Source organism: Azoarcus sp. L1K30 (assembly GCF_018122735.1).
In the GTDB taxonomy this organism is placed as follows: Bacteria; Pseudomonadota; Gammaproteobacteria; order Burkholderiales; family Rhodocyclaceae; genus Parazoarcus.
Map to the genome: position 1 here is coordinate 1,177,722 of NZ_JAGRRD010000001.1, position 18,340 is coordinate 1,196,061.

The following is an 18,340-nucleotide window of genomic DNA, read 5'->3' on the forward strand; positions in this document are numbered from 1 at the left end:
GATCGAATTGCATCGTGAAGCCCTTCAGGGGAACGGCGCGCGCCGAACGTCGTCACATTTTCCATGCGCCCGCCGCAGGGTGGCAGTCGATACGCTCGCCATAAGAACGAAGCAGATCGCGACACGGATCGAGAGGCCGCACACGCGTTGGCGTGGCGGGCGGGCGGCATGATCGTGGCCCCGGTGCTGCACTGAGGACGGCAGCCGTCGCGCACCTGCATGTGCGGATGCAGCGCCCTGACCGGCACACGTTGAACTGCCGGATGGATAAAGGAGATTTGAGATGATCATGCTTCGCCCCACCGTAACGAATGTAATCGTCTCGTGCCTTGCGCTACTAGCGCTCGGCGGGTGCCTCAAACGTGACGCCCTGCGTGAAAGCACCAGCGAACCGGCGCGCATGTCGCCCGAGAGCACTCAGGGTCACACTCCACGCAGCGGGTTCGGCCCGGATCCCCGACTGCCCACAGCCGATACTTCGCTGATTCCGACGGTGAACATTGCTCGCGCAGTCGGATGGGCCGACGGCGACCAACCACGGGCTGCGAAGGGCAAGCGCGTGACTCGCTTCGCCGACGGTCTGCGGCACCCTCGATGGCTGTACGTTCTGCCCAACGGCGATGTGCTGGTCGCGGAGAGCAACGCGCCGCACTATCCCGGCGGCGCATCGGGCATCAAGGCGTGGATCGTCAGGCAGGTAAAGTCCATCGCTGGCGCGGGCGATGCGAGTGCCGACCGCATCACCCTGCTCAGGGACGTCGACGGTGACGGCAAGCTCGACGAGCGCCATGTATTTCTGGACCGGCTGCAGTCGCCCTTCGGCATGACCCTCGTCGGCAACACCCTGTATGTGGCCAACGCGGATGCAGTGGTGAAATTCCCCTACCAGACGGGCCAGACCCGGATCACGGCAGCGCCGGTCAAGGTTGCCGACCTGCCCGGCGGCCCGATCAACCATCACTGGACCAAGAACGTGATCGCGAGCGCAGACGGCCGCAGGCTGTACGTCGCCATCGGCTCCAACAGCAACATTGCCGAGAATGGTTTCGACGCGGAGCGCGGCAGGGCTGCGATATGGGAGGTCGACGCCGACAGCGGCGCACACCGCATCTTCGCTTCCGGGCTGCGCAATCCGGTGGGGCTGACCTGGGTCGGCGACACCTTGTGGACCTCGGTCAACGAGCGTGACGGTTTGGGCGACGATTTGGTGCCCGACTACATGACGTCAGTGCAGCGCGGCGGCTTCTACGGTTGGCCCTACAGCTATTTCGGCCAGCACACCGACAACCGGGTCGAGCAGCGCGAACCCGAACGGGTCGCAACGGCAATCAAGCCGGATTACGCGCTGGGCGCGCACACGAGCTCGCTCGGACTGGCCTATACCGATGGCAAGGATGCACTGGCGATTTTCGGTGCCGGCATGGTGGTCGGTCAGCACGGTTCATGGAACCGCTCGGTTCACAGCGGATACGAGGTGATCTTCATCCCGTTCGCGAACGGCAAGCCGGCAGGGCTGCCGCGAACGATCCTGAGCGGATTCCTGAGCGCGGAAGGTACCGCGTATGGTCGTCCGGTCGGCGTGGCCTTCGACAGGCAAGGCGCACTGCTGGTGGCCGACGACGTCGGCAATACCGTGTGGCGGGTCAGCGCCGTCGATGCCGGCACGCGCTGAGACCGACGCAAAGGACACGGCCACGCCAAGGCCTCGACCTAACTAACGGTCTTCTCCTTGTACGCGCCAACGGCCGCTTCGATTGTCTCCTCGGCAAAAATGGTTTCGGCCGCGCTGCGGGTGTCAGCAAGCAGAACGACCTGACCACTGGCAACCGCATCCCGGGCAAGTGCCGAGAACTTCTCACTGTCCTTCTGCGCGCCTGCAGCAGCACCGATCAAGCCTCCAAGGGTGGCGCCCCAGCCCAGCATGGCAAGCGGCGCAATCAACGGACTGGCAACGAACAGACTGACATTCGCGGCGGTCAGAACGAACTGCCCGATCGCGCCGACACCGGCGCCGACGGTCGCACCAATCGCCCCGTCCACCGCAACATCTGCGAGTACATCGCCCGACTGCGGCTTGGACGGTTCGTCGAGCCGCGACGAGTCCTTCTCGAATACATGCACACGGTCACTGGGCAGTCCCCAATCGAGCAGTTTGGCAGCAACCATCATGGCGCTTTCGCGATTGGCAAAGAAGCCGGATACGTAGTGGCGATCGTCACTCATGTGAATCTCCTTGGCGGGAGGAGCATGAGACGCTGTGCCCGGGCTCCGCGAACGGTGCCGCGGCACGCGGTACTCGCTTGCACACCCTGGAACCGTGCATGGTTCAGGCGTCCACCGCTGCAGGATCGCTTCAAGCAATGCGGTCCGCGTTCGTCCTGCCTGTCGACTCGATTACCCTCCCACCTGTTCGTTGATTAACGGTTGGCCGGACGCGAGCACCCTCACTCGTCGGAAACGCGTCGGCAACGAGAGTTCCCTCGCCGCCCTGCTAGCTGACGAATACGATGCCACCCGACCGGATGCGCGCTAACCACACCCCCTTGATCAACCGTGTGATCGAGCGGCGCACGCAAAGCAGACACGCTCAGAATGGCGCATGATGACGCCGTGGCAATCATGGGGGCACAGATGCCACCCAGGCGCGAGGCACGATGACAAACCGAATCAGCATCCCGGCGAGTGAAGTCCGGCCGGATGACCATCTGTACGACGGTCCGGGCACCAATGCCCACCCCACTTTCCAGTGGGAAACCATCACCGCGGCAAGCCTGGTGGACGGGCTGGTGCGACTGACCGTTGGCCGCCTCGAACCACCGAACAACGAATTCTGGTTCGAGCCCGACGAAGTCGTAACCGTCATTCGCTATCCCGTCGCCGGGCCCGACAAGCCTGCAGCAAAGCCCGACCACAAGCACGGTCGCGGCCACAGACACGGCTAAGATCTCGACGAAGGAGGTGGCACCATGTGCGGTCGATATGCGCTCTACGGGCCTCGCTCCCGCCTCTATGATCAGTTCGACATTGTCGACGATGATGTCGATGAAAAGCCGCGCGACATGCCCGTCGATCCGTTCTCTAGCTACAACATCGCCCCATCCCAGTCGCCACCGGTTATCCGCACGCGCCCGGGCGCCGCACGCGAGCTGATCCGGGCGCGCTGGGGCCTGTTGCCCAGTTGGGTGCAAGACCCCGGGAAGCTGGCTCAACCGATCAATGCGAAGATCGAGACGGCGGCAGAAAAGCCGATGTTCCGGCACGCGTTCAGGAAGTCGCGAGTGATCGTCCCGGCCTCGGGATTTTATGAGTGGCGGCCCGGCCCCGACTTCAAGCAGCCGTTCTTCGTTCGCCCTGCCGGCGAACAGCTGTTCGGCTTTGCCGCCCTGCTCGAGCATTGGGCCGGTACCGACGGCCCGCTGCTTACCTTCGCCATTCTCACCACTGCCGCGAATGAGTTGATGCGCCCGATCCACGACCGGATGCCGGTCATACTTCAGCCTGACGATTACGCCGCCTGGCTTGATCCCGGCATCACCGATGCGCAGATTGTGCACGAGCTGGCAGGTCAGTTCCCGCCGGAGCAGATGGCGCTCCATCCGGTGAACCGGGCGGTTGGCAATCCACGGTCACAAGGGCCGGGACTCATCGAGCCCGTCGAGATCTAGGCGTATGCCGCGATGCCAATCAATTCCGGATAGCGCATGATGCACGCGCGCCCATCTGCAACCTTCCATCAAGCGCGTCATCGAGTGATAAAAATGATACGAACGTACCTTGTCGTCTTCCTTGCCATTGCCGGCTTTGCTGTAACGCAAGCGCACGCCCAGTGCTCATTCGGGAGTTCGAGGGCTGACGAAACCCTGGAGCATGGCGGTGGTTGCCGGAAGAGCTCGCCCCCTGGGCAGTGTTGCCATTTGGACAATCGGACCGGGACTGTTCATTGCCACTGATGGTCAGTCATCACATCGCTTGCGGAGCTGGTTCTCCGTTGGCCCGCCCACGCGATTGTCTGGCGAATCCGACGTGATTGACTTCGCTGCCTCTCACCTGTTCGGTCCTCAGTCGGCATAACATGCAGTCGTCGGCAACGCTCCGATCAGTGCGAATTGTCGCCGTGCATCAGCCGGAACGCTTCCAGGAAATCTTGAGCGCTGCTGTCTAGATTCTTGAATGTGCTGCACGCAGTTCCGCCAGGAATGCATCGCGAAGCAAATTGGGTTGAGCGTCCTTGTGCGTAATGGCCATGAATGGCGTATGAAAGAAGAGACTCGCTGGCAACAGGGGCCGCATTCTGTTCTCCCCCACCCATCGCTGTGCAAACTGCTCCGGCACAAAGCCGATGTACTTCCCGCTCAGAATCAAGGTGGTCACGCCTTCAATCTTGTTCGTCCGAGCAGCCGGACTCTTATCCGGGAAGAGCGCCTGAAACCTGGCATTGAGCGTATAGCCCGGAACAACGAAATCCTGAGCCTTGATCAAATCGATACTCAGGTCCGCATCTGCGACATGAAAGATGTCATGCCCTGCCCCACAGTAGAGAAACAGCGTCTCATCATACAGATGGCAATACTGCACTGCTGGCAGTTGGTGATGAAACGGAATGACACCAACGAGCGCACGTCCCTCAATAACGGCACGCTCCACCTCATTCGGCGAACCGACATTTAGCTCAATCCTGACGTCCGGTCCAATCTCGCGAAATCGAGCCAGCGCAAGGCTGGTATGAGCGTTTGTGTCGGCAACCATATCGTCGGTCAAGCTCAAGGTGAGTGTCCCCACCAGCCGGCTATGGGCAGCGTTGACCGCGGTGCGAAAGCGTTCGAGATCCGAGAACAACTGCAGTGTGGCCTCGTACACAACACGGCCGTGGTCCGTAAGCATGAAGCCCGACCGCCCCCGCATGCACAGTCTTAGGTCCAGCCTGATCTCCAGATCTTTCATATAGCGACTGATCGCTGAACGCCCGACGTTCAACTCGACCTCGGCTGCGGAAAAACCGCCGCATTCCACCACCGTTCGAAACACTCTCAACAAGTGGATATCCATGTCGCTGACCTTCCCATAGAGGCCTTTTCGCTTGGCTGATTTTGTTTCCATGTTTGTTATCCAAATGTTCAATAAAAATCATTTATTGAAACATACGCTCACGCAGATACTTTTTCCACGCCGGAATCGCACGCTCCGCGAAAAACCGTCGGATCCGTTCAACCAAATCTGCCAAAGGCGACACATGTCTGCGAAAAAGATCCTTTACACCCCTACTCCCTCGGAAATCGTACCGCGCTTCGCGGGCCTTTCCACTTTCATGCGGCTTCCATATCTGCCACCAAGTGAGGCGGCTTTCGCCGATATCGGCTTGATCGGCGTGCCGTGGGATGGCGGCACGACCAACCGACCCGGCGCACGCCACGGGCCTCGCCAAGTGCGCGAGTTGTCCTCGCTCATGCGCAATTACCATCCGGCCCTGCGGATGAGCCCCTACGAGTTGGCCAATTGTGTGGACTTGGGAGATGCACCAGTTAATCCGGTCAGCATCGACGATACGATCCAGATGATCGAGACCTTCTATCGCGACGTCGTCAGCCGCGGCATCGCACCGTTGTCTGCCGGTGGCGATCATTTGGTAAGCCTGCCGATTCTCCGGGCGCTCGCGCATCAGCACGGAACGATGGGCATGGTTCATTTCGATGCCCACACCGACACCTGGGACACCTACTTCGGCGATTACAGGTACACCCATGGCACGCCGTTTCGCCGCGCAATCGAAGAGGGAGTGCTCGATCCGAAGCGCACCGTCCAGATCGGCATCCGCGGCGGCGTATACGACGCGAACGATGGCGACTGGGGACTTGAGCAGGGTATCCGCGTAATCACCATTGAGGAATACAACGACCTGGGGCCGGACGCAGTGATCGCAGAAGCTCGACGCGTCGTCGGTGATGGTCTCACTTACGTGACCTTCGACGTGGATGCGCTGGATCCAGTCTATGCCCCCGGTACCGGCACACCTGAGATCGGTGGTCTGAACACCTTTGACTGCCAAAAGATGCTACGTGGCCTACGTGGTCTCAATCTGGTCGGGGGAGACGTTGTCGAAGTGTCGCCGCCCTTCGACCCCAGTGGCAATACCGCGCTGGTCGGGGCAACGATGATGTTCGAGATCCTCTGCGTTCTCGCCGACTCGCTGAACCAACAAAAATAAATCTCATGCCAGGCGGAACTGATCCGGACCCTGTTCCTGCAGCCCGCCAGCGCAATGATCCAAACTCCAAAGGAGCCTCCCATGAATATCGATGTCATCATCGTGATTGGATATTTCGTACTGATGCTGGTGTGCGGCTTTGTAGCAATGCGAAAGCTGACCTCTACGGCCGACTATCTTGTTGCCGATCGAAACTTGCCCTACTGGGTGTTTTTCCCCTGTCTTTCAACTGTGATCCTTGGCGGCGGCTCCACGTTCGGGTCTGCATCCCAGAGCTTTCAGCATGGTCTATCGGGTGCATGGATTACGCTCATGTTCGGACTCGGGGTCGTTACGGTCGGCTTGGGGTTCGCTGGAAAACTCGCCAAACTGAAGGTCTTCACGCTGAGCGAAATGCTTGAGCGCCGCTATGCGCATGGGACACGTTATGTCAGCGCGATCATTGCTGCCATCTATTCAACGCTGATCTCCGTGGTTCAGATCGTTGCGCTTGGTGCCGTATTGAAAGCACTCCTCGGATGGGATCTGGCAACCGGCATTGTCGTGGGTGGCGTCGTAACAATGGCCTACACACTCATTGGAGGCATGATCGCAATCACGATTACGGATTTCATCCAGTTCATCCTGATGACGGTCGGTGTCGCGCTACTGATCCCAGCCGGAATTGATGCGGCTGGCGGTGTTGCGGCAGTCAAGGCGGCTGTTCCCGAGGAGTTTCTGACCCTCACCAACATCAGCGGCAGCCGGTTGCTGGGGCTGTTTCTGTCTCTGTACCTTGGCATCATGATTGGACAGGACATCTGGCAACGGATCTTCACCGCAAAGAACGAAAGCGTCGCAAGATTCGGCTCGATCTCGGCCGGGATCTATTCCATTGGCTGGGGTGCAGCCATGGGTGTCTGCGGAGTCCTTGCCTACGTCCTGCTTCCCAATCTGGACTCACCGCAAGACGCACTGCCGGAACTGGTAGTCAAAGTGATGCCCGCTGGCTTGAGCGGAATCGTGCTCGCCGCACTGATGTCCGCGTTGATGTCGACGGTCAGCTCGACCGTACTGGCTTCGGCCACGCTCATTACGAACGACCTGCTCAAGCCTGTACTCGGGTTCGATGAACAAAAAGAGCTCGCAGTATCACGTTGGGTTACCGCAGTCGTCAGCGTGGCGGTCATCGTTCTTGCGATTTTCATCGGCGACGTCTTTGTCGCACTCGATACGGCTTACTCGTACCTGTCAGGCTGCCTGTTCGTGCCGATCATGGCCGCTCTCTTCTGGAAGAAGGCAACTTGGCAGGGTGCAATCAGCTCGATTCTGGCGAGCGGAGTCATCGTCAGCTTCTGTCTGGCAAAGTTTGGTGCGGCTGCTTCAGAACCCGTCGTATACGGCATCCTATCGAGCGCGATGATCATGGGATTGGTCAGTGCGTTCGTCGGAGGGCCACAGCCGAGCGACCTTATTGAGTGGGAAAAGGATCGCGTTGATGCAAATGCATAAGGTCAATCAATAACACGAAGCGCACCAGCGCTTCGACGGCTACGGGCGGCTCACTGATTGGCAGAGCCGCCCGTATGTGAAGGATCTCCAATCGACGAAAGCTCATTGGACGATCACTTGAGCGTCAAGGCGCCCAGATTCAGACCTGGTGCCGCCGAACGTATCTCTCCGATATCTCACTCGAACCGCTTCCCCCTTTCCGGTCGAGTGCATGAAACGCCCCGCCACACATCTGATCACCAGACACGCAGATGCCACTCTGATCGATCTCTGCCGCATGACCTTCGGAAGTCAGTCGGTTCGAGTGACAATTGATGCGCTTCCTTGCCAAGAGCTGCGCTGTTTATCTCTCGCCACTAGACACTGTGAAAATGGATGTCGGATTTTCTGTTCCTCTTCTGGCGAGCGCGAATCAGGGATTGCTCCGTGCGCCCTCCAGGATCTTCACCATCTCCACGTAGCCACGCTGCCTGGCCAGCATCAGGGGCGTGTTGCCGTGGCGATCGGCAAGTTGCAGGTTGGCACCCGCATCGACCAAGGCGCGTAACGTAGCCTGGTGGCGTGGGCCGCCATCGCCCAACACGACGGCTTCGATGGCTGCGGTCCAGTGCAGGTTATTGACGTGGTCGAGCGGCGCGCCTGCGACAATCAGCTGGCGTACGATGCCGTCGTGGCCGAGATGGGCAGCTGCGATCAGCGCAGTGCCGTCGTAACGGCTGGTGGTCAATCTTGCGCTGGCACCGAGCGCGAGCAGCAGGCGCAGGCTGTCTTCGTCGTCAGCTACGGCAGCAATGGTCACGGCATCGTAACGATCGTCTTCCAGCAGCCCCGGATCGGCCCCGGCTTGCATCAACATCTTGATGACCTCGCGCTGCCGGGCATAGGTCGCCACATGGAGTGGTGTGCGGCCATAGAGGTCGCGGATATTCAGGTCGGCCTTGTCGGCAATGCCTCTCTGGATGGCGCCCACGTCACCGTGCTGGGCGGCAGCGTGCAGACCTCGGTATTGGGCGATTTCGCCAGCCGATGGCGGTATCTGGGCCTGTACTGTCGGTGCGAGCATGAGCGCTGCACCGGCAGCGAGACTGAATATGATTCGCTGGATGCATACGCTCACCATGCTTCTCCTCAGCGCAGGTAATCCTTGACCTTGTCGAGTGCGGCGACGGCGCATTGCTCGTCCAGGTGTCCGCCTGGCGCGCCGCCGATGCCGACTGCGCCGATAACCTCATTCCCGACCTTGACCGGAACGCCGCCGCCGAGCAGCAGGAAGCCAGGGATGTTGCCAAGGGTGGCCGCGCCGGGATTCTTCTGCGAGGCCTCCAGCATGGCCGAAGTGTTGTTCTTCGCAGAGGCAGACGTAAAGGCCTTTTGCTGGCTGGCACCCAAGGTATGGGGACCGGCGGTGTCTGCGCGCTGCACGGCGCTCACATTACCTGCCCGGTCAACCACGGTCACGGCAACGTTGTAACCGTTGGCGGCACAGGCGGCAATGGCAGCACTGGCAATCTGGTTGGCGAGCTCGAGCGACATGTTCTTTTCGCTGCGCACAGCGTCGGCATGGGCGGTGACGGCAACGGATGCGAGTACGACAGCGGCAAGTTTGCGCAGTTGGGTCATGGTGTTCTCCTCGATATTGGTGCTTCGATAAATCGTGAGGGAACTATAGGGGGACCCGGCCCCGCGGGGCATTCGGGCCAATACGCGGCGACCTCCGTAAAACTACGGAGTCGCGCTATCGTCTGCCTCGACCAGCGCTGCGTACTGGCGGATGAGTTGCGCGAGCGAATCAGCCTGCAGCTTGGCAAAGAGATTGGCCCGATGTGTTTCGACAGTGCGCGGCGAGACTTCCAGCGCGCGGCCAATTTCCTTGTTGGTCAGACCGGCGATGATCAGATCCAGCACCTCGTGTTCGCGCTCCGAGAGCTGTTGATAGCGTTCTCGCGCCAGGCGGTCGGCCTGATGGCGATGCCGCGACTGCACGTGCCGGCGAACCGACTGCTGCAAGGTGTCGATCAACAACTCGTCATTGACCGGCTTTTCGAGGAATTCAGCGGCACCTGCCTTGAAGGCACGCCGACAGAGATCGACCGTGCCATGGCCGGTGAGCATGATCACCGGCTGATCCACCCCTTGCGCGATCAGTTGCTCCAGCACCGTCATACCGCTGATTCCGGGCATGCGGATATCGAGCACGATGGCACCGATGCTCTCCCGATCGAAATCGCGGATGAACGCTTCCGGCCTGGCCCAGGTGTGCACGCGCAGGCCGACCGTGCCGATCAGCAATGCCAGGCCATCGCGCACGGCGGCATCGTCATCGACCAGATGGATCAAGGGCGAAAGCGGCACGCTCATCAATTACGCTCCCGAATCACCAGTGGCAAGGTCAGGCAGAACGCGGCACCGCCCTCCGCAAGATTAGCCGCATCGATGCGCCCGCCCATACCCGTGGCAAGCGTTTCGCACAGGCTCAGCCCAAGACCCAGCCCGTTCTCCTTGGTCGAGAAAAACGGTTCGAACAGGTGCGGCAACGCCTCCGGCGGAATGCCAGGACCGCCATCTGCAATCGTCAGCCGTGCCACGCTATCCTCCGCCTCGATCTGCAAAGCGAGCCGGCGGGCAGGTACCGGAGTATCCGCCATTGCCTGCAGCGCGTTTATCAGCAGATTGTGGATGATCTGCTCCAGCGCCACCGGGTCCGCCTGCACCTGCAAGACGGCATCACCGTCCAGCGCAGGTTTGAGACCGAGGCGGTCGGTTTCGGCCTGCAGCAGGGCGAGCACATTGCGTACGGCGGCATACAGATTGACGGGCTCCATCCGCTCGGCCAGGCCTGGGCGTTCAATCGCCCGACGCAGGCGGGACAATACCTCGGCGGCACGGCGGGCCTGGCCGACGGCCTGGGTCATGGCGTAACGCGCGGTGTCGAGATCGGGGGGCTCGCTATTGAGCAAGCGACTGGCTGCCTGGGCGTTGGCCGAGACGGCCGCCAGTGGCTGATTGAGTTCATGCGCCAGGCCGGCTGCCAGCTCGCCGAGCGTGTTCAGACGCGCGATCTGACCGAAACGCAGCATCTCTTCGGCGCGCTGGCGGGCCCGTCGCTGCACCTGCAGCCAGGCAAGCAGGCCGCACAATGCAGCGCAACCCAGCCACCACAAGACCAGCCGCCCCCAAGGCAGGCTGCGCCAGCCGAGCTGGCGGCTGACCGCGACAGTGAAAGGTTGACTGTCGGCCGCGATCGTCTTGCTGAAGCTGAGGCGCTGGACCAACGCGCCGCCTTCATGCACCACGCCCGGTGATACAACTATTTCCTGATCGTCCAATTGCAGGACGACACGGACCGGGCTGTCCTGCCGCGGCAACGGCCATTCGTCCCACGGCACCATTGAATGAATGTCGATTTCGAGCGCGTAGCTGGCCGGGCGGGCCGCGAGCACGAGCCAGTAGTGTCCTGCGCTGGCGTCGATAGCGGTCAGCACGGCATGGCGCTGCCGTTGCGATTCAGCTGCCGCTGCGGCCAGCGCGACCGGCAATCTTCCATCCCGGGGAGCGGCCGTCATCCACCGCTCTACGCGAAGAATCTGCGAATATACCGCGGGCAACCTTTGTGCCGCCTGCTCCGCGGCATTCTGCCCTCCCGGCTGAAGCAGCGCCAGGGTTGCGAGGATGGCCTCGTGCTGCACGGCGCGCTGGCTGAGCAGGCGGTGGATGATGCGAGCATCCGTCTGGAAGGCATCTTCGTGCCGGGCATGGCTGGCAACCACTTCGATACCGCTGGCAACCAGCGAGAGCGAAAGCCAGAGCACGACAAATGGCAGGAACACGCGACGTCTCATGAGCGACATTGGCGGCGAAGAACCCCCAATTTACCTGCAAACGTCCATCGAGAGTCATTCTCTCAAGGATCGGAGACTCAATCACTACCCCGTTGCACGCCAAGACCACTCGCGATGCGCAAGGTTGAGTGGTTGTAGCGTTCAGGCACTTCCAGTCAGAACCAGCAAAAGAGAATGCTGTAGTCGAGCTGCTCACAAAATTGCCGATCCGAACGAATCGAATAGAGCACGATCAGCAATTGCCCCTTGAGCAAGCGCTCGGGCGGGATCGACGGGCGGCCGACACTCGAGTACAGCACACCCACATCTGCCGAAATGGCGGCGAGCGCTCGATCAGCCAACTTCTTCACCCGCCCCAACGGATGATCCACGGGCACGCGCGACTCTGGCGAAAAGCAATGGAACATCGAGGACTGAGGATCGAGTTGGCCGCGCATCGCTTTCAAGACGGGAGGTTTGGGAATGCATCTATGACAATCAATTCGACTGTTCGTTCACTGAGTTTTGCATCAACCCGATAACTAGCACAGATCGTCACCCTATTCGACACTACAAACATAGAAATTTCTGGATGGAGGCGGACGGTGCGGCAATGCGCGTTCCTGTTCAATAACTGCACTCGCATCAGACATAGAGTTATCGAGAATATTCGTCGCAACAACTGCCGCCCCTTTTGACCGGGCAGCCTCTGCTTCCACAAGTCCACCGAGAACAATGCTCTTTGCTTTCCCAAAAAGCCTTATCTCCTCTTCATCACGATCAGAAACAGTGAAATCAGGTCCTTTCTCCTTTAGAGCACTGATGGCAGCCTCTTCCTTCCTTAGCATCTCATTTGGACTGGAAGCCCTAGCCCCCAACTCAGATACATACTCACCCCGTTTATCTGCACCTTTTGGATTATCCGCTATATTTTTCCGCCACATCTCTACAGCCTTTTCATGCTCATATAGGCTTGATAAAAATTGAGACAACGCACTCCGTCTACTTTCTGCAGCAGATTTCGACATCGAATCTATTATTTCACTCCATCTATCAATTTCTCGCCTAGCATAGACAACTTTTGTCTGGTACTGCACCTCATCACTTTCATCTTTAATCTTGGAATAAGCCATGTTCGCGGTCACTCTTTCCGCCATGCTCTTAGCCTTCATAAGACTCTTTACAGCCTCTTCAAGCCTTCCCGCATCACTATCAGATTCAGCAAGCGAAAATATACTCCGAATCTTCCTGTCGATTTCTGGGCATATTTTTGATCCATCTTGTATTTTAAATTTCTCATACGCAACACTTGCTTCGTCGCGCCACATATCATAATTCAAAATGAGAGATGGATTATTGTAGGACCGAGAGATCCCCAAGAAACCTAAGTAGTCAGGCATTCTTATATAAAAAAAAGATACCACAGCAAAAGGAAGAAAAATAAATAGAAATAAATTCCCCGCGATTGGAGCATACTTCCGATGATCGGCAAGCCGCAGTAACCATCCTCGCAGCAAGATAAACGGCGCTGAAACATGCCGCCCAAAAACTGTTCGGTTCAGTCCCACCAAGTAACTTCTCGGATTCCAAAAATGGAATTCACTCGAATCGTCGTCTTTCATTCCACACCCATAGCAGGCTGATGCAAAAACCGGCGACATCGCGCCAGTACTGAGATTCAGACCGAATTTCGTCGTGGCATCTTTTTCGGAAACGACCTTCGCGTTGTTTTTCAATTGCCTTCATGGCCGCAACGGCGGCCGCGAAGGCTTGTTTGTGCGCCTGCGCTCATGCCTTTACTGAGGTGCCCTACGTTTTCCGCCTTCCAAGCGGTCGTCCTTATGCTGCTTCAGCGGACTACACCGCAATGAACAGGTGAGTTTGCCGGGTGCTTACTTTGTACAAGCGAAGCGTCTGGCGCTCCTACCGACCGTAGTTGTCGCCCATCACCTCACACCACCACTCTTGCGCGAACTGGATGCGCTCGCCGCTGGTTGAGTCGAACTGAAAGCCCCGAAGCCATAGCCCCTTGGGTGTGATCCGCAGAAGTTCTACATCGAAGAGCACCGGCAAGAGTGGGCGCTTGCCCGACATGCCGTAACGCTCCCAGATGGTAGCCATCCGCCTCGGTCGGTTGTCGGCAACGCCCTGCGTGACAAGTTCGAGCGTGAGCGTGCCGGACACCCCGGCATCGGCTCGGCATTCCTCACGAGTGCGACGGACACCAGCTTGCAGAAGCTGGACTAGACGGACCTGCATGGCGGCTTAAGATAACTGTATGGATGTACAGTTTAAGCCCTGAGTTCAGACTTTGGTAGAGCAGGCCCGCCCCCTATCCTCGCGGATCTGGTTGCCGTTCGCTGTGGATCTGGTTGCCGCTCCCGGAAGCGTGAGATTCAGCCTAACGGCAACCAAACGGCAACCAAACCCCAGAAAGCAAAAAGGCCAACCCCGGAGGATTGGCCTAAGTGCTTGAAACGTTTGGTGCTGCTGACCGGAATCGAACTGGTGACCTACTGATTACGAATCAGTTGCTCTACCAACTGAGCTACAGCAGCGAAGAGCGCGGAGAATACAACAGGTCGCTGCGGCGTTCAAGCCTTTGACGGCGCAAAAACGTGATTTCGGCGTTTCCCGCATCGTTCACATCAACTTGGCCGCCTCCGGTGCGCGCTGGTAGCCCCAGATGGACTGCCAGTCGTAGGGCGGCAGGCGTGGCTGGTCGTCGTGGGCGTAGCCCTGGATGCGGCAGTCGCGCGGGCCGATGCGGCGCGGGCGTGGCACGTGCTGGGGGCGGCCCTTGGTGTCTAGAAAGGCCAGCACTTCGCGTGGCGTACCATCGGCCTCGGCCGAACGGCGGCTGATGATGCCCATCTCGCCATTGGACAGGCGCACCACGCTGCCGGGCGGGAAACTGCCGAGCCGGCCCATGAGCAATCGGGCCAGGATGTGGTCGAGGCGTTCGAGATCGGGGCCGAATACATGTTGCAGCAGACGCTGCGGGTCGCGCGCCTGATGCAGGCTCCAGAACAGCGGCCCGCGGCGTTTGCGCTCACGCAAACGGGCGGCGAGTACGTCTGCCACACGCACCATGCGCGCATGCAGCGAGATTCCGGTACGGCTCAGTCCGGAAGGATAGCCGCTACCGTCGAAGGCCTCGTGATGCTGGCGCACGGCCGTCAGCCATGTTTCGGGAAGGCTGCCAAGCTTCTCGAGCAGCTGGGCGGCCAGTTCGGGATGTGCGTCGATCGCCTCGCGCGCTTCGGTGTCGGGCTGCCCGGCATGGGCAAACATCCGGTCGTGCAGGCGCAGGCTGCCGAGGTTCATGGTCAGGGCAGCGCCGATCAGCGTAATACTCTCCTGACGAGAAAAGCCGTGCGCGGCCGCGAGCTCTGCGGCAAAAAGGGCGGCGAGGACGGCATGGCACACGCTGGGGCGATCATACTGTTCCATGCGTGCGAATCCGATACATGCATCGGGATCCAGCATCCAGGTCTTGTAGGTTTCGGTGGCGAGTGAAACGAAGTCGTCGGCACTCACCGGCTGTCCGCCGACGAGCAATTCGTCGAGCATGGCCAGGGCATTGCCGATGTCGCGCAAGACCTTGAGCGGCTCCGCGTCCGACACGCGCATGGCCTGAGTCGCACGGCAGTACAGACGGCGCTCGCCATAGCCGGCGATCATCAGGGGGCTGATCTCCACCCCTTCGCGCAGCAGCAGCGTGCCCCGTACATCGAAAAGATCACAGGGCGCCGGTTGCCCGATCAATCCGGGCGGCAAGGCCACCGGGCGCAGAATCGAGTCGACCATCGCAGTTCTCCATGAATGCCGGCAAGCCATCAGTAGCCCGCCTCCATCGTGACAAGTGCGAGATTCATGCCAGCACGCGCAAGTGCCCGGCAAGGCCGTGTTCACGCCCTTGTTATGGCACACCCGGTGGCGCCCTGCCCTGTTTGCCGTTGCCGGCTTGCCGCCTGGCCGGCAGATCTTGCCGTTCGCTGCGGCCACATTTGCTGCAGTGCATATGGCTTATTGCCAATCTTCGGGTTTCGCGACACGCGATGGACCTTAAACTGCGGTCAACTCAAGTTCAGGAGAGGTACGCATGGGACGACTCACCACACACGTGCTCGACACAGCCAACGGCAGACCGGGCGCCGGCATTGCGGTCACGGTCTTTCGCCTCGACGGCACCCGCCGGGAGCTTGCCCGCGCTACGACCAATCACGACGGCCGCTGTGACCAGCCGCTGCTGGAGGGCGCCGTCTTTGAAGCGGGCCGGTACGAGATCATATTCGGCGCGGGTGACTATTTTCGCGGCATCGATCCAACGCTGCCCGACCCTCCGTTCGTAGACGAAGTGGTCTTGCGCTTCGGCGTCGCCGACCCTGCCGCGCACTACCATGTCCCGCTCCTGGTCTCACCGTGGAGCTATTCGACCTACCGCGGCAGTTGATCGGACCATTGCCGGAAAACAAAGCGACAGAACCATGGAAAGCTACCTTCTCGACTGGGCGAACCTGCTCGTGCGCTGGCTCCACCTCATCGCAGGCATTGCCTGGATCGGCGCTTCCTTTTACTTCGTGATGCTGGATACCTCGCTGCGCCCGCCGAAGAAACCCGAAGACGCCAAGCGCGGCGTATTCGGTGAACTGTGGGGCGTGCACGGGGGCGGCTTCTACTGCAGCCAGAAGTTCCTTACCGGCCCCAAGGACGAGCCGCTTACCATGGACCTGCACTGGTCGAAATGGGAGGCCTACACGACCTGGCTGTCCGGCATGGGCATGCTGGCCATTGTCTATTGGGTGGGGGCATCGAGTTACCTGATCGACAAGCAGGTGATGGTGTTGACGCCCGGCATGGCCATCCTCGCCTCGGTCACCACGCTTGTTGCCGGCTGGGCCATATACGACTTGCTGTGTCGCAACCTGATGGGTCGCGATGCCTTGCTGGCCGGGCTGGTTTTCATCCTGGTGATGGCGGGCAACTGGCTATTGCACCAGCTCTTCTCCGCCCGCGGTGCCTACATTCATGTCGGCGCGATGCTTGGCACCATCATGGCCGCCAACGTCTTCTTCCACATCATTCCCGGGCAGAAGCGGATGGTGGCGCAGATCCGCGCGGGTCAGCCGGTGGACCCGCGTCCTGGCATGGTGGGCAAGCAGCGCTCGGTGCACAACACCTACTTCACGCTGCCGGTGCTGTTCATCATGATCAGCAATCACTACCCCATGACCTACGCCAACAAGTACGGCTGGCTGATTCTGGCGGTGATGATGATTGCCGGCGTGCTGATCCGGCAGTTCTTCGTGCTGCGCCATCGCGGCCAGCTGAAATGGTGGCTGCCCGCCGCCGGCGTGGCCCTGATCGGGCTGCTGATCGTACTGATGGCCCCCAAGCCCGTGAATGCCGATGGCGACAAGGTCGGCTTCGAGTCGGTGCGGGCGGTGGTGCAGAAGCGCTGCATTGCCTGCCACGCGGCGCAGCCCACATGGGAAGGTTTCGCCCAGCCCCCCAAGGGCGTCATGCTCGAAACGCCCGAAGAAATCGGCCAGCACGCCGCAAAAATGGCGGAAACGGTGGCCAGCGGCTACATGCCGCTGGCCAACCTGACGCAGATCACCGACGAAGAGCGCGCACTCATCGCCACCTGGTTTGCCCAGGGTGCCCGGACAGACGACTGAACGCTCGCAAGAACCTGAACACCACTTCCCGACTGTGTAGCCTGTGCGGGCAGCACTGATCCGGCGCAGCTCGTGCCCGACGCCAACGGCCGCGCAAAAGGCAAATGGGCGGTCCGCTGGCTGAAACCGGCCGACCGCCCAATAGAACCCACCCTTTCATCAGCGCTGTGGGTGGTGTTCGATCCAGTGACGCGCGACATCCACGCGGCGGCATACCCACACGCGATCATGCTTCTCGATGTGGTCTAGGAAACGCTGCAGCGCACGGAAACGCCCCGGACGACCGAGCAGGCGGCAGTGCATGCCCACACTCATCATGGCCGGACGTTCTTCGCCTTCGGCGTACATCACGTCGAAGGCGTCGCGCAGGTACTCGAAGAACTCGTCGCCGTGGGAGAAGCCCTGCGGCAGCGAGAAGCGCATGTCGTTGGTGTCGAGCGTGTAGGGAACGATCAGATGCGGCGTGGTGCTACCGTCGGTTTTCTCGACCTGGGTCCAGAACGGCAGATCGTCGCCGTAGTAGTCGGAGTCGTACAGAAAGCCGCCGTAGTCCGCGACCAGGCGCCGGGTGTTCGGGGAGTCGCGGCCGGTATACCAGCCCAGCGCACGTTCGCCGGTCAGGCGCTCGATGATCTCCATGCCGATTCGCATGTGCTCGCGCTCGGTGGCTTCATCCACACTCTGGTAATGGATCCAGCGCCAACCGTGGCAGGCGATCTCGTGTCCAAGTTCGCGAAAGGCAGCGGTCAGCTCGGGATGACGTTCGAGGGCCATCGACACACCGAACACCGTCAAGGGCAGGCCGCGACGCTCGAACTCACGCAGGATGCGCCATACGCCTACCCGCGAGCCGTATTCGTAAATGCCTTCCATCGACATGTGGCGCTCGGGGTAGCTGGCCGCGTTGAACAACTCTGACAGAAACTGCTCGCTGCCGGTGTCGCCATGGAGCACGCAGTTCTCTCCGCCCTCCTCGTAGTTCAGCACGAACTGTACCGCCACCCGGGACTGACCCGGCCAGTTGGCATGCGGCGGGTTGCGACCGTAGCCGATAAGGTCGCGGGGGTAGTTCGAATCAGGCTTCATGACGGGTTCTCCACGCACACCGGCAGCAGTGCCCCTTCAGGGCACCTGCACGTCGGCAG

At 60.3% G+C, this 18,340-nt stretch carries 17 protein-coding genes, 1 tRNA gene and 1 pseudogene; 7 read left to right on the forward strand and 12 right to left on the reverse strand.

All coding sequences use genetic code 11. The features are described from left to right. The first annotated feature begins 283 nt into the window (after positions 1–283). Entirely contained in the window at positions 284–1,672 is a 1,389-nt protein-coding gene (locus tag J5J83_RS05205; protein WP_249115622.1) for a sorbosone dehydrogenase family protein, read from the forward strand. Positions 1,673–1,710: 38 nt separating this feature from the next. On the opposite strand, the gene J5J83_RS05210 is transcribed toward J5J83_RS05205, so the two are convergent. After that, positions 1,711–2,223 (reverse strand): hypothetical protein, encoded by a 513-nt coding sequence (locus tag J5J83_RS05210; RefSeq protein WP_212346245.1) that lies wholly within the window; start codon positions 2,221–2,223, stop codon positions 1,711–1,713. 431 nt (positions 2,224–2,654) lie between these two features. Here J5J83_RS05210 and J5J83_RS05215 point away from each other — a divergent pair, with 431 nt between their 5' ends. Both J5J83_RS05215 and J5J83_RS05220 read left to right on the forward strand, forming a co-directional pair. Further along, on the forward strand, positions 2,655–2,942 hold the full coding sequence (locus J5J83_RS05215) for a hypothetical protein (RefSeq protein ID WP_212346248.1): 288 nt from the start codon (positions 2,655–2,657) through the stop codon (positions 2,940–2,942). Between the two features lie 24 nt (positions 2,943–2,966). Further along, positions 2,967–3,665, forward strand: a complete 699-nt coding sequence (locus J5J83_RS05220; protein WP_212346251.1) for an SOS response-associated peptidase — start codon at positions 2,967–2,969, stop codon at positions 3,663–3,665. Between the two features lie 493 nt (positions 3,666–4,158). Here the strand turns inward: J5J83_RS05220 and J5J83_RS05225 are convergent, their stop codons facing one another. Beyond that, positions 4,159–5,097 carry a LysR family transcriptional regulator gene (locus J5J83_RS05225; RefSeq protein WP_212346254.1) on the reverse strand — a complete coding sequence of 313 codons (939 nt, stop codon included), beginning with the start codon at positions 5,095–5,097 and terminating at the stop codon, positions 4,159–4,161. On the opposite strand from J5J83_RS05225, the gene speB reads away from it, so the two are divergent. Both speB and J5J83_RS05235 read left to right on the forward strand, forming a co-directional pair. After that, positions 5,078–6,202 carry an agmatinase gene (gene speB, locus J5J83_RS05230; protein ID WP_212346257.1) on the forward strand — a complete coding sequence of 375 codons (1,125 nt, stop codon included), beginning with the start codon at positions 5,078–5,080 and terminating at the stop codon, positions 6,200–6,202. The two genes, J5J83_RS05225 and speB, sit on opposite strands and share 20 nt — an antisense overlap. Positions 6,203–6,283: 81 nt before the next feature. Continuing rightward, entirely contained in the window at positions 6,284–7,693 is a 1,410-nt protein-coding gene (locus J5J83_RS05235) for a hypothetical protein (RefSeq protein ID WP_212346260.1), read from the forward strand. 412 nt (positions 7,694–8,105) lie between these two features. Here the strand turns inward: J5J83_RS05235 and J5J83_RS05240 are convergent, their stop codons facing one another. From J5J83_RS05240 to J5J83_RS05280, 9 genes and pseudogenes are all read right to left on the reverse strand, one after another. Beyond that, entirely contained in the window at positions 8,106–8,756 is a 651-nt protein-coding gene (locus J5J83_RS05240; RefSeq protein WP_212346263.1) for an ankyrin repeat domain-containing protein, read from the reverse strand. 65 nt (positions 8,757–8,821) lie between these two features. Further along, a complete protein-coding gene (locus J5J83_RS05245; protein WP_249115623.1) occupies positions 8,822–9,313 on the reverse strand; it encodes a heme-binding protein in 492 nt (163 codons plus the stop codon). Between the two features lie 102 nt (positions 9,314–9,415). Beyond that, positions 9,416–10,051, reverse strand: a complete 636-nt coding sequence (locus J5J83_RS05250; RefSeq protein ID WP_212346265.1) for a response regulator — start codon at positions 10,049–10,051, stop codon at positions 9,416–9,418. Next, positions 10,051–11,520 (reverse strand): ATP-binding protein, encoded by a 1,470-nt coding sequence (locus tag J5J83_RS05255; protein ID WP_212346268.1) that lies wholly within the window; start codon positions 11,518–11,520, stop codon positions 10,051–10,053. Before J5J83_RS05255 ends, J5J83_RS05250 begins: the two co-directional genes overlap by 1 nt. A 170-nt stretch (positions 11,521–11,690) precedes the next feature. Further along, positions 11,691–11,969: pseudogene (locus J5J83_RS05260) on the reverse strand (transposase); the annotation flags it as partial. Positions 11,970–12,071: 102 nt separating this feature from the next. Then, positions 12,072–13,247 carry a hypothetical protein gene (locus J5J83_RS05265; RefSeq protein ID WP_212346271.1) on the reverse strand — a complete coding sequence of 392 codons (1,176 nt, stop codon included), beginning with the start codon at positions 13,245–13,247 and terminating at the stop codon, positions 12,072–12,074. Positions 13,248–13,434: 187 nt separating this feature from the next. After that, a complete protein-coding gene (locus J5J83_RS22910; RefSeq protein ID WP_249115624.1) occupies positions 13,435–13,632 on the reverse strand; it encodes a hypothetical protein in 198 nt (65 codons plus the stop codon). 361 nt (positions 13,633–13,993) lie between these two features. Then, positions 13,994–14,069, reverse strand: a tRNA-Thr gene (locus J5J83_RS05275). Between the two features lie 85 nt (positions 14,070–14,154). After that, positions 14,155–15,321, reverse strand: a complete 1,167-nt coding sequence (locus J5J83_RS05280; protein ID WP_212346277.1) for an HD domain-containing phosphohydrolase — start codon at positions 15,319–15,321, stop codon at positions 14,155–14,157. A 295-nt stretch (positions 15,322–15,616) separates the two neighbouring features. Here J5J83_RS05280 and uraH point away from each other — a divergent pair, with 295 nt between their 5' ends. Further along, complete coding sequence (gene uraH / locus J5J83_RS05285; protein ID WP_212346280.1) at positions 15,617–15,967, forward strand: hydroxyisourate hydrolase; 351 nt, start codon at positions 15,617–15,619, stop codon at positions 15,965–15,967. 34 nt (positions 15,968–16,001) lie between these two features. Next, entirely contained in the window at positions 16,002–17,195 is a 1,194-nt protein-coding gene (locus J5J83_RS05290; RefSeq protein WP_212346283.1) for a urate hydroxylase PuuD, read from the forward strand. A 159-nt stretch (positions 17,196–17,354) separates the two neighbouring features. On the opposite strand, the gene puuE is transcribed toward J5J83_RS05290, so the two are convergent. After that, positions 17,355–18,281, reverse strand: a complete 927-nt coding sequence (gene puuE / locus J5J83_RS05295) for an allantoinase PuuE (RefSeq protein WP_212346286.1) — start codon at positions 18,279–18,281, stop codon at positions 17,355–17,357. Positions 18,282–18,340 lie beyond the last annotated feature (59 nt).